At 70.8% G+C, this 14,610-nt stretch carries 11 protein-coding genes; 8 read left to right on the top strand and 3 right to left on the bottom strand.

Going from position 1 to position 14,610, the window contains the following annotated elements:
* Positions 1-294: 294 nt before the first annotated feature.
* The 7 genes from mtnA to M4J07_RS41240 all read left to right on the top strand — a co-directional run bounded on the left by mtnA (position 295) and on the right by M4J07_RS41240 (position 9,190).
* Positions 295-1,482, top strand: coding sequence for an S-methyl-5-thioribose-1-phosphate isomerase (gene mtnA / locus M4J07_RS41270; protein ID WP_255981138.1), 1,188 nt, complete (start codon positions 295-297; stop codon positions 1,480-1,482).
* 4 nt (positions 1,483-1,486) lie between these two features.
* Positions 1,487-2,176, top strand: a complete 690-nt coding sequence (gene mtrA / locus M4J07_RS41265) for a two-component system response regulator MtrA (protein ID WP_305128854.1) — start codon at positions 1,487-1,489, stop codon at positions 2,174-2,176.
* 1 nt (position 2,177) lies between these two features.
* Positions 2,178-4,307, top strand: a complete 2,130-nt coding sequence (gene mtrB / locus M4J07_RS41260; RefSeq protein ID WP_255981132.1) for an MtrAB system histidine kinase MtrB — start codon at positions 2,178-2,180, stop codon at positions 4,305-4,307.
* A gap of 89 nt (positions 4,308-4,396) precedes the next feature.
* A complete protein-coding gene (locus M4J07_RS41255; RefSeq protein ID WP_255981140.1) occupies positions 4,397-6,154 on the top strand; it encodes an LpqB family beta-propeller domain-containing protein in 1,758 nt (585 codons plus the stop codon).
* A 233-nt stretch (positions 6,155-6,387) separates the two neighbouring features.
* Entirely contained in the window at positions 6,388-7,176 is a 789-nt protein-coding gene (locus M4J07_RS41250; RefSeq protein WP_255981130.1) for a ComF family protein, read from the top strand.
* A 336-nt stretch (positions 7,177-7,512) separates the two neighbouring features.
* Entirely contained in the window at positions 7,513-8,208 is a 696-nt protein-coding gene (gene hpf, locus M4J07_RS41245; protein WP_374215177.1) for a ribosome hibernation-promoting factor, HPF/YfiA family, read from the top strand.
* 229 nt (positions 8,209-8,437) lie between these two features.
* On the top strand, positions 8,438-9,190 hold the full coding sequence (locus M4J07_RS41240) for a response regulator (RefSeq protein WP_255981126.1): 753 nt from the start codon (positions 8,438-8,440) through the stop codon (positions 9,188-9,190).
* Here the strand turns inward: M4J07_RS41240 and M4J07_RS41235 are convergent.
* Both M4J07_RS41235 and M4J07_RS41230 read right to left on the bottom strand, forming a co-directional pair.
* On the bottom strand, positions 9,187-10,356 hold the full coding sequence (locus tag M4J07_RS41235) for a winged helix-turn-helix domain-containing protein (protein WP_255981124.1): 1,170 nt from the start codon (positions 10,354-10,356) through the stop codon (positions 9,187-9,189). The genes M4J07_RS41240 and M4J07_RS41235 overlap by 4 nt on opposite strands.
* 126 nt (positions 10,357-10,482) lie before the next feature.
* Positions 10,483-11,139, bottom strand: coding sequence for a GNAT family N-acetyltransferase (locus tag M4J07_RS41230; RefSeq protein ID WP_255981122.1), 657 nt, complete (start codon positions 11,137-11,139; stop codon positions 10,483-10,485).
* Positions 11,140-11,336: 197 nt separating this feature from the next.
* Between M4J07_RS41230 and secA the strand changes: the two genes are divergently transcribed.
* Positions 11,337-14,144 (top strand): preprotein translocase subunit SecA, encoded by a 2,808-nt coding sequence (gene secA, locus M4J07_RS41225; RefSeq protein ID WP_255981120.1) that lies wholly within the window; start codon positions 11,337-11,339, stop codon positions 14,142-14,144.
* An 84-nt stretch (positions 14,145-14,228) separates the two neighbouring features.
* On the opposite strand, the gene M4J07_RS41220 is transcribed toward secA, so the two are convergent.
* The coding region (locus tag M4J07_RS41220; protein ID WP_255981118.1) for an Rv3235 family protein at positions 14,229-14,610 on the bottom strand (382 nt) is incomplete at its 5' end.

Here is a 14,610-nt window from a genome sequence, read left to right as displayed (position 1 = left end):
TGGACCACTTGGGGCCCTGGGCGTCCTGGGGAGCGGCGTCCTGCGGGCCGGTGCCCTGGGCGTCGCCGCTCTGGCCCGGGTCGTCCTGGCGCTTGCCGTCGGGGCCGTCGGAGGGGGCAGATCCGGGCGATGCCCAGCCCGGAGTGTCGTTCATCGTCGCTCCTTCAAGGTGCCCGTCCGCGGTCGCGGCGGCAGGTTGGCTGCCATCGTGCCATGGGGTGGGCACAGGGTGACCTGGCCCCGTAAGGGCTGGACACCTTCAATTGTCGGGCCTCCACGGGGCAGACTGGGCGGATGGCTGATCAGTACGCGCAATCCAGCGAGGACATACAGCTCAGCGAGGACATTCAGGCCAAGACCATCGACCTACCGGCGATCCGTTGGGAGGAACCGGCGGAGGGCCCCGTGCTGGTGCTCCTCGACCAGACGCGGCTGCCGGCCGAGGAAGTCGAGCTGGTGTGCACGGACCCACCGGCTCTGGTGCAGGCGATCCGGACGCTGGCCGTGCGCGGGGCGCCGCTGCTCGGGATCGCCGGGGCGTACGGGGTGGCGCTCGCGGCCGCCCGTGGGTTCGACGTGCAGGAGGCGGCGGACGCGCTGGCGGACGCGCGACCCACCGCGGTGAACCTGGCGTACGGCGTGCGCAGGGCACAGGAGGCGTACCGGTCCGCGTTCGGGAACGGGGCGGGCGACGCAGAGGTCGTCCGGGAGCGGGCCGCCGCGGCGGCGCTCGCCGCGGCACGGGACCTGCATCGGGAGGACGCGCGGGCCAGCGCCAAGATGGCGGAGAACGGTCTGCGGTTGCTCGACGAGCTGCTGACCGGCGGCACCCACCGGATCCTGACGCACTGCAACACCGGGGCCCTGGTCTCCGGCGGTGAGGGCACGGCGTTCGCGGTGGCGCTCGCCGCGCACCGGGCGGGACGGCTTCGCCGGCTGTGGGTGGACGAGACCCGTCCGCTGCTCCAGGGCGCGCGCCTGACCGCGTACGAAGCCGCTCGGAACGGGATGGCGTACACACTGCTCACGGACAATGCGGCGGGATCGCTGTTCGCGGCCGGTGAGGTGGATGCCGTGCTCATCGGGGCGGACCGGATCGCGGCCGACGGTTCGGTGGCCAACAAGGTGGGGAGCTATCCGCTCGCCGTGCTGGCGCGGTACCACCATGTGCCGTTCATTGTGGTGGCACCGGTGACGACGGTGGATCCGGAGACTCCCGACGGTGCGTCCATCGAGGTGGAGCAGCGGGCCGGACATGAAGTGACGGAGGTCACGGCGCCCCAGGCGCCGCTGGCCGGAGTGGAGGCGGGAGGCGGGATCCCGGTGGCACCGCTGGGAACGCAGGCGTACAACCCTGCGTTCGACGTGACGCCGCCGGAATTGGTGACGGCGATCGTCACCGAGTGGGGCGTTGTGGCGCCTGTGACAGCAGATGACCTGGGTGAACTGTGTGCTAGGTCACGCCAGGTAACGATGAGCTAATGGGATGATGTGGCACATGAAGGGACGAGTCCTTGTCGTCGACGACGACACCGCACTGGCCGAGATGCTCGGCATTGTGCTGCGTGGTGAAGGTTTTGAGCCGTCGTTCGTAGCTGACGGCGACAAGGCGCTGGCCGCTTTCCGTGAGACCAAGCCCGATCTGGTTCTCCTCGACCTGATGCTGCCCGGCCGGGACGGCATCGAGGTGTGCCGCCTGATCAGGGCGGAGTCCGGGGTGCCGATCGTGATGCTCACGGCGAAGAGCGACACCGTCGACGTGGTGGTGGGCCTGGAGTCCGGGGCCGACGACTACATCGTGAAGCCGTTCAAGCCGAAGGAGCTCGTGGCCCGTATCAGGGCGCGGCTGCGGCGGTCGGAGGAGCCCGCGCCCGAGCAGCTGGCCATCGGTGACCTGGTCATCGACGTGGCCGGTCACTCGGTGAAGCGGGAGGGGCAGTCGATCGCGCTGACGCCGCTGGAGTTCGACCTGCTGGTCGCTCTCGCGCGCAAGCCCTGGCAGGTGTTCACGCGTGAGGTGCTCCTCGAGCAGGTCTGGGGGTACCGCCATGCGGCGGACACCCGTCTGGTCAATGTGCATGTGCAGCGGCTGCGTTCGAAGGTCGAGAAGGACCCCGAGCGCCCGGAGATCGTGGTGACCGTCCGTGGCGTCGGTTACAAGGCCGGACCGAGCTGACGTGTCCCGGGACAGTGCCGCTTCGGCGCCCGGGAAGCCGGGGTCTCGTCCGGAGCGGCCTGTGGGACCGACGACCGGGCAGGGCTCACGCCTGCGCCGGGTCATCGACGGGGGGCTGCTGCTCCAGGGCGGGATGAACGGCAGCCCCGTGCTGCGTCTGTTCACGCGCTGGGTGCGGCGCCCGCTGCTGCCCGCCATGCGGTTGTGGCGGCGCAACATCCAGTTGAAGGTCGTCGTCACGACGCTGCTCATGTCGCTCGGCGTGGTGCTGCTGCTCGGCATCGTCGTCATCGGCTCCGTGCGCAACGGACTGCTCGACGCCAAGGTGAAGGCGTCGCAGAGCCAGGCCGAGGGCGGGTTCCGCGCGGCCAAGGACAAGGCGGACTCCGCGCTGGCCGGCGCGCGCAACGGCACGCCGGGAGCCGACGGCCGCACGACGTCGAACGCCAACAACTGGATGAGCGAGCTCGTCACCCAGCTGTCCAGCGGTGGAAAGGGCGCCTTCTACGTGGTGACGCTCAGCCCCGGCGACACCGACAGCGGCAGTGGGCGGGCGCCCCGCGGCTCCGGCGGCGTGGTGCCGGACCGCAGCGTGCCGGACGGGCTGCGCCAGCAGGTCGACCGGATGACCAGCGCGTCCCAGGAGTACACGCGCATCGTCTTCGACGACGGCGAGGAGTCGCAGCCCGGCCTCGTCGTCGGCAAGCGCCTCACCGACCCGCAGGGCAAGCCCTACCAGCTGTACTACCTCTTCCCGCTCACGCAGGAGGAGAAGTCGCTCGGCCTGGTCAAGGGCACGCTGGCGACGGCGGGGCTCTTCGTGGTCGTGCTGCTCGGGGCCATCGCCTGGCTCGTCGTGCGGCAGGTCGTCACGCCTGTGCGGATGGCGGCCGGGGTGGCGGAGCGGCTCTCCGCGGGCCGCCTCCAGGAGCGGATGAAGGTGACCGGCGAGGACGACATCGCGCGCCTCGGCGAAGCCTTCAACAAGATGGCGCAGAACCTGCACCTGAAGATCCAGCAGCTGGAGGATCTGTCGCGGATGCAGCGCCGGTTCGTGTCGGACGTGAGCCATGAGCTGCGGACGCCGCTGACGACCGTGCGGATGGCCGCCGATGTCATCCACGAGGCGCGGGTCGACTTCGATCCGGTGACCGCGCGCTCCGCGGAGCTGCTGGCCGACCAGCTGGACCGGTTCGAGTCGCTGCTCGCGGACCTGCTGGAGATCAGCCGGTTCGACGCCGGTGCGGCCGCGCTGGAGGCCGAGCCGATAGATCTGCGGGAAGTCGTACGGCGGGTCGTCGGCGGTGCCGAGCCGCTCGCCGAGCGCAAGGGCACGCACGTCCGGATCGTCGGCGACGACCAGCCGGTGGTCGCCGAGGCGGACGCCCGCCGGGTGGAGCGCGTGCTGCGCAACCTGGTGGTGAACGCGGTGGAGCACGGCGAGGGCAAGGACGTCGTGGTGCGGCTCGCCGCCGCGGGCGGCGCGGTTGCCGTGGCGGTGCGCGACTACGGCGTCGGGCTCAAGCCCGGCGAGGCGACCCGGGTGTTCAGCCGCTTCTGGCGGGCCGACCCGGCACGCGCGCGTACCACCGGCGGTACCGGCCTCGGCCTGTCCATCGCCCTGGAGGACGCGCGGCTGCACGGCGGCTGGCTGCAGGCGTGGGGCGAGCCGGGCGGCGGTTCGCAGTTCCGGCTGACGCTGCCGAGGACGGCGGACGAGGCGTTGCGGGGTTCGCCGATACCGCTGGAGCCGGAGGACTCGCGGCGCAACCGCGGGCTCGGTGACGCCGGGCTGCCGGGCGCCGACGGCAGGAAGCTCGCGACGGTGCCGGTCCAGGCGCCGCCCGTGCCCGCGAAGGCGCCGATCGCCCCGCGCATCGCGCAGGCGGTGGCCGCGGATCCGACGGCGCTGCCGGGCAGCGGTGCCCGGGTGGTGTCGCGACGGGACACGGCGAGCGTGCCGCGGCAGCCGGACGACGGGGAGGAGCGGTCGGACGGGACCGGTCCGGTGGGCGCGGACGGGGCCGCCGACGGCCCCGGGGCGCGGCAGGACGGCGCGGTCACGGGCGGCGGCGCGGACGGGGCGGACGACGACTTCGGAGCGCGGCGAGGGGAGCGACGGCGGTCGTGAAGGACGAGCGGACGCCGCACGGACGGCGTGGAGTGCGGGCCGGAGCGCTGGCCGGGTGCGGTGTGATCGTGCTCGCGGGCTGCGCCTCGATGCCGGAGAGCGGCGGCCTGGAGTCGGTCGAGGCGTCGCAGCGGCCGGACTCGCAGGTCCGCGTCTTCGCCGTGCCGCCGCGGGACAACGCAGGACCGCTGAGCATCGTCGACGGCTTCCTCGAGGCGCTGACCAGCGACGATCCGTCGTACGCGATGGCTCGTAAGTATCTGACGCCCAAGGCGGCGAAGAGCTGGAAGCCGGGCAAGCAGACCGTCGTCCTCGTCGACGGCCCCACCCCGGGAGCGTCGAGCCGGCCGAACGCGGGCGACGAGGGGCAGACCTTCTCGCTGACCGGCCAGCAGGTCGCCAAGGTCGACCAGCGGCAGGCGTACGAGCCCGACCAGAAGCCGTACGACGAGACCCTCCACCTCAGCCAGGTGGATACCGCCAAGGGCAAGCAGTGGCGGATCGACACCCCGCCGGACGGCGTCGTGCTCGGCGAGTCCGACTTCCAGCGGATCTACCAGTCCGTCAACAAGTACTACTACGCGGTGGATCCGGCGAGTGAGGAGAGCCCGCAGAAGAGGCTGGTCGCCGACCCCGTCTTCGTACGGCAGTGGACCGATCCGCTGACCGAGACCGTCAAGGAGCTGCTCGACGGGCCGACGAGGTGGCTGAACCCGGTCGTCATCACGGCGTTCCCGACCGGTACGAAGCTGAAGGACGGCGTGAAGTCGCTGGCCCCGGACGACACGAACAAGCTGACGGTGCCGCTGAACCGGGCCGCTGACCAGGTCAGTCAGGGCCGGTGCAAGGAGATGGCGGCGCAGATGCTGTTCTCCCTGCGGGACCTGTCGTCGTCGAGCGTCGGTGAGGTCGAGCTGAAGCGTGCGGACGGCGGACTGCTGTGCGCGCTCACCGAGCCCCAGGCCGACGCCCTGGTGGCGCCGCGGATGTCGGGGCGCATGGACGACATGTACTTCCTCGACGGCAAGGAGCGGCTCGTCCGGATGCCCGGCAAGAGCAGTTCCACCAAGGCGCCCGAGCAGGTGCCGGGTCCGCTCGGCGAGGGGACGCAGCGGCTGAGCGCGGTGGCGGTCTCGCGCGACCAGGAGCGCGCGGCGGGGGTCTCGAACGACGGGCGTGCGCTGTTCGTGGCGTCGATGGTCACCAGTGCCTCCCTGGGGGACGCGCTGGTCCGCAGCCGTGCGGCACACGAGAAGGACCGCCTGACGACGCCCAGTTGGGACGGGCGCGGCGATCTGTGGGTGGCCGACCGCGATCCGAAGAAGAAGCGGCTGCTGATGTTCGGGCAGGGCCAGGCCGACCAGATGCACGAGGTCCGCGTCAGCCGGCTCGACGACGATGCGAGGATCGAGGCGGTGAAGATGTCCGCGGACGGGGCGCGCATCGCGCTGCTCGTGACGGAGAAGGGCAAGACGAAGCTGCGGATCGGACGGGTCGAGCGGCATCCCGACGGTGACGGGGGCATCGAGGTCTCCGTGGACCAACTGCGCCCGGCGGCACCGGAGATGGACGAGGTCACGGCCGTGTCGTGGGCGGGCGGCAGCCGGCTCGTGGTGGTCGGCCGGGAGCCCGACGGGCTGCAGCAGATGCGGTACGTGCAGAGCGACGGCTCGGCGCCGACCGGGCAGGCGCTGCCGGGGCTGACGCGGGTGAGCGAGATCGCGGCGTCGGAGAACGACGGGCTGCCGCTGCTGGCGCACTCGGACGACGGGGTGGTGCGGTTGCCCGCCGGGGCGGCCTGGCAGTCGGTGCTCAAGGAGGGTACGGCGCCGGTCTATCCGGGGTAGTGCGCCGGTTCGCCGCAGGGCCCGGGCATCGCGCGCGGCCACGGACCGGCCGCGCGCCGGCCATGCGGCGTCACGCGCCGACCACGCGGGCGGAGTCGGGCGCCGGTGCCGTCCCGCCCCTGGATGCAGGCCGTCTGACGGTGCGGCAGTTTTCCGTCACCCGAGGCCAGTTGTCCACAGGGCGTTGTCCACAGGGGTGGCCGGGTGGCGCGGGTGTTGGCACAGTGGTGGGTATGCGGGGGTGGTGGCAGGACCTCTCCGACCTGGTGCTGCCGGCCCAGTGCGCAGGCTGCGGCAGGTCTCGTACGACGCTGTGCGCACGGTGCGCGGCGGCGGTGCGCGGGGCTGGGCCGAGCCGGGTGCGGCCGTGTCCGGAGCCGGTGGGGCTGCCCGTCGTTCATGCGGCCGCGCCGTACGGGGACGCGGTGCGGGCCGTGCTGCTCGCGCACAAGGAGCGCGGCGCCCTGGGGCTCGCGGGGCCGCTCGGCGAGGCGCTGGCCGGGGCCGTGCGGACCGGTCTGGCGGCGGCCGGCCGGGGCGGAGGGGAGGCCGTGGCGCTGGTCCCGATGCCCTCGGCGGCGCGGGCCGTGCGGGCGCGTGGGCACGATCCGACGCGCCGGATCGCCTGGTCGGCGGCGGCTTCGCTGCGCCGTGCGGGTGTTCCGGCCCGGGTCCTCGGGGTGCTGCGCCAGCGGCGCGCGGTGGCCGATCAGGCGGGGCTCGACGCCCGGCAGCGGCTGGCCAATGTGGCGGGTGCGCTGGAGGTGGTGGGCGGTGGATCCGTACTGCTCACGGAAGTTGGCCGGATCGTGCTGGTCGACGACCTCATGACGACCGGTGCCTCTTTGGCGGAGGCGGCGCGCGCAATACACGCCGTGACGCGTGCGGAAGACACCGAAGGCGCGGATCGTAGGGCAGTACCGGATCGGGCCACAAGAGGGCTTGGAATGGCAGGCGCGATCACGGTCGGAGCAGCCGTGGTTGCCGCTTCTCCGGATTCCTTCGAAATAAACCGGAACTGATCGGGAATCTGCGTCGTTGCAGGTAGTGAGAGAGTCCATTCACCTGAATGGAGGTACGCGTCAGTAGAGGGTGACGACATCCGTCCGGGCGAGATATGTTCGGTTGTGAGGAACTCGGCAGGAAAGACGGTCGGCGTACCTCGCATATCGGAATGCCGTGCCGTGGGTTTGCGCAGATGTTTTGGCAATCCCTCGGAACGGTGGGGTGGAGATCTTGTCCACGGGGGAGGAGGAGGTGGAAGTCACCGAGTCCGAGACTCCGGAAGTGGCCGGAGTCTGGTGCAAGAGGGAGATGCTCCGCCGCAGGAGTGGAGCTATCCGGGAACGGAGTTCTGCGTGGACATCGTCGTCAAGGGCCGCAAGACCGAGGTACCGGAGCGGTTCCGCAAGCACGTGGCCGAGAAGCTGAACCTGGAGAAGATCCAGAAGCTCGACGGCAAGGTGATGAGCCTCGACGTCGAGGTGTCCAAGGAGCCCAACCCCCGCCAGGCCGACCGGTGCGACCGCGTGGAGATCACGCTGCGCACGCGCGGCCCGGTGATCCGGGCAGAGGCCTCGGCGAACGACCCGTACGCGGCGCTCGACCTGGCCACGGAAAAGCTGGACGCGCGTCTGCGCAAGCAGCACGACAAGCGGTCGTCGCGGCGCGGTACGAAGCGGATCTCGGCGGCGGAGGTCGCCGAGCGTGTCCCGGACGCCGCCACGCTCAACGGGGACGGCACGGTCGCCAGGGACGAGACCGAGGTCGACGGCGTGCCGATCACCCGCGTGGGATCGCTGGAGATCCAGGGCGAGGGCCCGATCGTCGTCCGTGAGAAGACGCACGTCGCAGCACCCATGTCACTCGACCAGGCGCTCTACGAGATGGAGCTGGTCGGGCACGACTTCTATCTGTTCGTCGACTCCGAGACCAAGGAGCCCAGCGTCGTCTACCGACGCCACGCCTACGACTACGGCGTCATCCACCTCAGCACGGACCCCATGGTCGCCGAAGTGAGGAGCGCCGACGCGGGCGACGCCATCGGCGGCTGAGCCTGCCGGACGGCCGCCGACGGCAAGCTGTCCGAAAACCCACTCATCGGGTGCCTCTGGAGGCGCGTGCGCCCCCAGGGGCACCTTCGTGCGACCCCCTGGTGCACCGCACCGTCGTCGCGTGGACGCCCGGGCATGAAATCATGGCCGAGCCGGGTCAACCGGTGTGCTGGCGCCTCGGGTTGGCCCGGCACAGGAAGACGGGCCACGGCCTTCAGGGGGAGGAACGATGGCGGACAGCTTCGGACCGATGCGGGGCGAGGACGCCGGCGCTGCCGACGGCGGCGCCGGCATGGGACCGGACGCGGGCTCCCCGCGCAAGGAGCCCATCCGGGTCCTTGTGGTGGATGATCACGCCCTGTTCCGGCGGGGCCTGGAGATCGTCCTCGCCGCAGAGGAGGACATCCAGGTCGTCGGCGAGGCGGGCGATGGCGCGGAGGCGGTGGACAAGGCGGCGGACCTGCTGCCGGACATCATCCTCATGGACGTACGGATGCCCAAGAGAGGCGGCATCGAGGCGTGCACCTCCATCAAGGAGGTCGCGCCCAGCGCCAAGATCATCATGCTCACGATCAGTGACGAGGAAGCCGATCTCTACGACGCGATCAAGGCGGGCGCGACGGGCTACCTGCTGAAGGAGATCTCGACGGACGAGGTGGCCACGGCCATTCGCGCCGTGGCCGACGGACAGTCGCAGATCAGTCCGTCCATGGCGTCGAAGCTGCTCACCGAATTCAAGTCGATGATCCAGCGCACGGACGAGCGCCGGCTCGTGCCCGCGCCCCGGCTGACCGACCGGGAGCTGGAGGTGCTCAAGCTCGTCGCGACCGGGATGAACAACCGGGACATCGCCAAGGAGCTGTTCATTTCCGAGAACACCGTGAAGAACCACGTGCGCAACATCCTGGAGAAGCTTCAGCTGCACTCCAGGATGGAAGCCGTGGTCTACGCGATGCGGGAGAAGATCCTCGAGATTCGCTAGCCGAGCGCGCGGACCAGCTGCGGCTTGAGTTCCGCGGCGTCCATGCGCTCCACCCGGACGCTGTCGCAGCCCACCCAGCCCGCCGCCTCCACAAGGGCCTGGGCCACCGCGGGGACGGCCTTCGCGCCGTCCAGGGAGACCTGCTTGGCGACCAGCGTGCTGCCCTCGCGCGCCGGGTCGACGCGGCCCACCAGACGGCCGCCGGCCAGCACCGGCATCGCGAAGTAGCCGTGGACGCGCTTCGGCTTGGGGACGTAGGCCTCCAGGCGGTGCGTGAAGCCGAAGATCCGCTCCGTGCGCGCCCGCTCCCAGATCAGGGAGTCGAACGGCGACAGGAGCGTGGTGCGGTGCCGGCCGCGGGGCGCCGACTCCAGGGCCGACGGGTCGGCCCAGGCCGGCTTGCCCCAGCCCTCGACCGTCACCGGGACCAGGCCGGTGTCCTCGACCACCGCGTCGAACTGCTCGCTCTTGAGCCGGTGGTAGTCCGCGATGTCCGCGCGCGTGCCCACCCCCAGCGCCTGCCCGGCCTGCAGCACCAGCCGCCGGACGCACTCGTCGTCGGCCAGGTCGTCGTGACGCAGCTCGGCCGGGATGGCGCGCTCCGCCAGGTCGTAGACCCGCTTCCAGCCGCGGCGCTCGACGCACACCACCTCGCCGTACATCAGGGCGCGCTCGACGGCGACCTTCGACTCCGACCAGTCCCACCACTCGCCCTTGTTCTTCGCGCCGCCCAACTCCGTGGCGGTGAGCGGGCCTTCGGCGTGCAGCTGCTTGATCACCTGGTCGTACGCGCCGTCGGGGAGGTGGTGGTACCAGTGCGGGCGGGCGCGGTAGGCGCGGCGGCGGAACGCGAAGTGCGGCCACTCCTCGACGGGCAGGACACAGGCGGCGTGCGACCAGTACTCGAAGGAGTGCCCGCCGCTCCAGTACGCCGCCTCGATCTTCTTGCGGCCGATCGCGCCCAGGCGGGCGTACGGGATCAGCTCGTGGGAGCGGGCCAGGACCGAGATCGTGTCGAGCTGGACCGCGCCCAGGTGGCGCAGGACGCCGCGGGCGCCCGCCCTGCGGTCGGGGGCGCCGAGGAAGCCCTGGGCGCGCAGGGCGATGCGGCGGGCTTCGTCTGCGGTCAGTGCGGTTACGGGAGCGGGACGCGGCCGGGTCGTCATGGTCCCGAACGATAAGGGGCGGCACTGACAATCGGGCGGCGGACCGGTGATCCGGTCGGGCCGGTCAAGCCGGTCAAGCCGGTCAAGCCGGTCAAGCCGGTGAGGCCGACGATCCGGTCGGGCCGGTCAGGCCGTGGCGCCCGGTGATTCCGGGGACGCCGCCGACTCCGCCTGCCCAGCCGACTCCGCCGACTCCGCCGACTCCGCCGACCCCGTGGACGCCGGGAGGTACGGCAGTGCGCCCGGCAGGCCCACGTCCGACGGGAGCAGGGAGGCGATCCAGCAGTCCCGCAGGACGCCCTTGTTCGGCAGGCCCGCCCTGATCACGCCCTCCATCGTGAACCCGGCCTTCTCGGCCACGGTGCGCGAGCCGGCGTTGCCCACCTCGGCCCGCCACTCCAGGCGCGTGCAGGCGAGGTCCGTGAACGCCCAGGCGGCCAGGCCGAGGACCGCCTCCGTCATGTAGCCGTGGCCCCGGTGCTCCTTGGTCGCCCAGAAGCCGATCTCCCACGCACCCGCGCGCGGGTGGTGCAGGGCGATCGCGCCGACGATGGGCCCCTCCTCCTCGGTGCGCATCGCGAACGAGTACTCGGTGTCGGCCCGCCAGCCGTCCGCCACCACGCGGTTGATGAAGTACTCCGCGTCCACGCGCGCGTACGGCGAGGGAATCGTGGTCCAGCGCTGGATGTCGGGGTCCTGGGCCGCCGCGTACACCTCGTCGACGTCGGCGGGTACGAACGAACGCAGCTGGAGGCGGTCGGTGGTCAGCGTCACAGGGTCCATTGCCCGATTCTGCTCGGACGAGGGGACGTGCGCCATCACTTTTCGTGCCCGTTACCGGCACCTTCGGAGGCCCCTGTCCGTTGGACCTGATGGCAGACCTCCCGGCGCGGTGGGGTCCTCGCATACGATGGCCGTTGCTCAGGCTGTCGCTTGAGTAACCGACCGTGCCAGGCCCGACCGGCAAGGAGACCAACCGCGTGTCCGTCCTCCAGAAGATCATGCGTGCAGGCGAAGGCAAGATCCTGCGCAAGCTGCACCGCATCGCGGACCAGGTCAACTCCATCGAAGAGGACTTCGAGAGTCTCTCCGACGCCGAGCTGCGCGCGCTCACCGACGAGTACAAGCAGCGTCTCGAGGACGGCGAGACCCTCGACGACCTGCTGCCCGAGGCGTTCGCCACCGTCCGCGAGGCCGCCCGGCGCGTGCTGGGCCAGCGCCCCTACGACGTGCAGCTCATGGGTGGCGCCGCGCTCCACCTCGGCTACGTCGCGGAGATGAAGACCGGTGAGGGCAAGACCCTGGTCGGCACGCTGCCGACGTATCTGAACGCGCTGTCCGGCAAGGGCGTCCACCTGATCACGGTGAACGACTACCTGGCCGAGCGCGACTCCGAGATGATGGGCCGCGTCCACAAGTTCCTGGGCCTCACCGTGGGCTGCATCCTGGCGAACATGACGCCGGCGCAGCGCCGCGAGCAGTACAACTGCGACATCACGTACGGCACGAACAACGAGTTCGGGTTCGACTACCTCCGCGACAACATGGCGTGGTCCCAGGACGAGCTCGTCCAGCGCGGCCACAACTTCGCGGTGGTCGACGAGGTCGACTCCATCCTCGTGGACGAGGCCCGTACGCCGCTGATCATCTCCGGCCCCGCCGACCAGGCCACCAAGTGGTACGGCGACTTCGCCAAGCTCGTCACCCGCCTCAAGAAGGGCGAGGCGGGCAACCAGCTGAAGGGCATCGAGGAGACCGGCGACTACGAGGTCGACGAGAAGAAGCGCACCGTCGCCATCCACGAGCCGGGCGTCGCCAAGGTCGAGGACTGGCTGGGCATCGACAACCTCTACGAGTCGGTGAACACGCCGCTGGTGGGTTACCTGAACAACGCCATCAAGGCCAAGGAACTCTTCAAGAAGGACAAGGACTACGTCGTCATCGACGGCGAAGTCATGATCGTCGACGAGCACACCGGCCGTATCCTCGCCGGCCGCCGCTACAACGAGGGCATGCACCAGGCGATCGAGGCGAAGGAAGGGGTGGACATCAAGGACGAGAACCAGACCCTTGCGACGATCACCCTGCAGAACTTCTTCCGCCTCTACGACAAGCTCTCCGGCATGACCGGTACGGCGATGACCGAGGCCGCCGAGTTCCACCAGATCTACAAGCTGGGCGTCGTCCCGATTCCGACGAACAAGCCGATGGTCCGCAAGGACCAGGCCGACCTGATCTACCGCACCGAGGTCGCCAAGTTCGACGCCGTCGTCGACGACATCGCGGAGAAGCACGAGAAGGGCCAGCCGATCCTCGTCGGTACGACGTCGGTCGAGAAGTCCGAGTACCTCTCGCAGCAGCTGTCCAAGCGCGGTGTCCAGCACGAGGTGCTGAACGCGAAGCAGCACGACCGTGAGGCCACGATCGTCGCGCAGGCGGGCCGCAAGGGCGCCGTCACCGTGGCGACGAACATGGCGGGCCGCGGCACCGACATCAAGCTCGGCGGCAACCCGGACGACCTCGCCGAGGCCGAGCTGCGCCAGGCGGGCCTCGACCCGGTCGAGCACGTCGAGGAGTGGGCGGCCCGGCTGCCCGCCGCCCTGGAGAAGGCCGAGCAGGCCGTCAAGGCGGAGTTCGAGGAGGTCAAGGACCTCGGCGGGCTCTACGTGCTGGGCACGGAGCGGCACGAGTCGCGGCGTATCGACAACCAGCTGCGCGGTCGCTCCGGCCGTCAGGGCGACCCGGGCGAGTCCCGCTTCTACCTGTCGCTCGGTGACGACCTGATGCGTCTGTTCAAGGCGCAGATGGTCGAGCGCGTGATGTCGATGGCGAACGTGCCGGACGACGTCCCGATCGAGAACAAGATGGTCACCCGCGCCATCGCCTCCGCCCAGTCGCAGGTCGAGCAGCAGAACTTCGAGACGCGCAAGAACGTCCTGAAGTACGACGAGGTGCTCAACCGCCAGCGCGAGGTCATCTACGGCGAGCGCCGCCGCGTCCTGGAGGGCGAGGACCTGCACGAGCAGGTGCAGCACTTCATGGACGACACCATCGACGCCTACATCGGCGCCGAGACGGCGGAGGGCTTCGCCGAGGAGTGGGACCTCGACCGGCTGTGGGGCGCCTTCAAGCAGCTCTACCCGATCAAGGTGACGGTGGAGGAGCTGGAGGACGAGGCCGGTGACCGCGCCGGTCTGACCGCCGAGTTCATCGGCGAGGCCGTCAAGGACGACATCCACGCGCAGTACGAGTCGCGCGAGGAGCAGCTCGGCTCCGAGATCATGCGTGAGCTGGAGCGCCGGGTGGTCCTCTCCGTGCTCGACCGCAAGTGGCGTGAGCACCTCTACGAGATGGACTACCTCCAGGAGGGCATCGGCCTGCGCGCCATGGCGCAGAAGGACCCGCTGGTCGAGTACCAGCGCGAGGGCTTCGACATGTTCACCGCCATGATGGAGGGCATCAAGGAGGAGTCCGTCGGCTACCTGTTCAACCTGGAGGTCCAGGTCGAGCAGCAGGTCGAGGAGGTCCCGGTGGAGGACGCGGCGCCGACGTCCCTCGACAAGGAGGACACGGTCCCGGCGCAGGCCGGCTCGCGTCCGGAGATCCGCGCCAAGGGCCTCGACGCCCCGCAGCGGCCGGACCGCCTGCACTTCCAGGCGCCGAACGCCGAGGGCGGTGTCGACGAGGGCGACTTCGTGACCGAGGGCGGGCCCACGCGGTCGGAGGCCGACGGCCTGACCCGCGCCGAGCGCCGCAAGCAGCAGAAGGGGCGTCGTCGCAAGAAGTGACGCCGCTGTAGGACGTCGCTGCGGGAAGCAGCAGCGGAAGGGGCCGGACACGGGGTGTCCGGCCCCTTCCGCGCTGTCCGGAGGCTACTCGTACGTCTCACGAGGCGGTCGCGTGTCCAGTTCGACCGCCGTGCAGCGCCAGCGGTGGTCCTCCGTGCGGGCCAGGCGGAAGGCCAGGGCGTGCAGGCGGGGGCCCACCGCGATGCGGGCGAAGACTTCGTAGGCGGCGGGTCCTGCGACGAAGTGGCCGACGTCGTGGACCGTGGGGCGGGGGCCCGTGCGGGGCAGCGGGCGGTGGTCGAGGAGCCACAGGAGGTCGTCGAAGGCGTGGCCGGTGGTGTGGCGGGCGAACCAGTGCAGCGGTTTGTGGCCGGTCAGGACCAGCAGGAGCCGGTCGGTGAAGAGCTCGGTGGGGTGCGGCGGGGGCTGGGGCGCGGCCCGGACCGGGCGGCGGGAGTCCCGGCGC

The organism is Streptomyces longispororuber (assembly GCF_024448165.1).
In the GTDB taxonomy this organism is placed as follows: domain Bacteria; phylum Actinomycetota; class Actinomycetes; order Streptomycetales; family Streptomycetaceae; genus Streptomyces; species Streptomyces longispororuber_A.
Note: the sequence above shows the minus strand (reverse complement) of the source record. Positions and strands in the feature narration are given on the sequence as shown.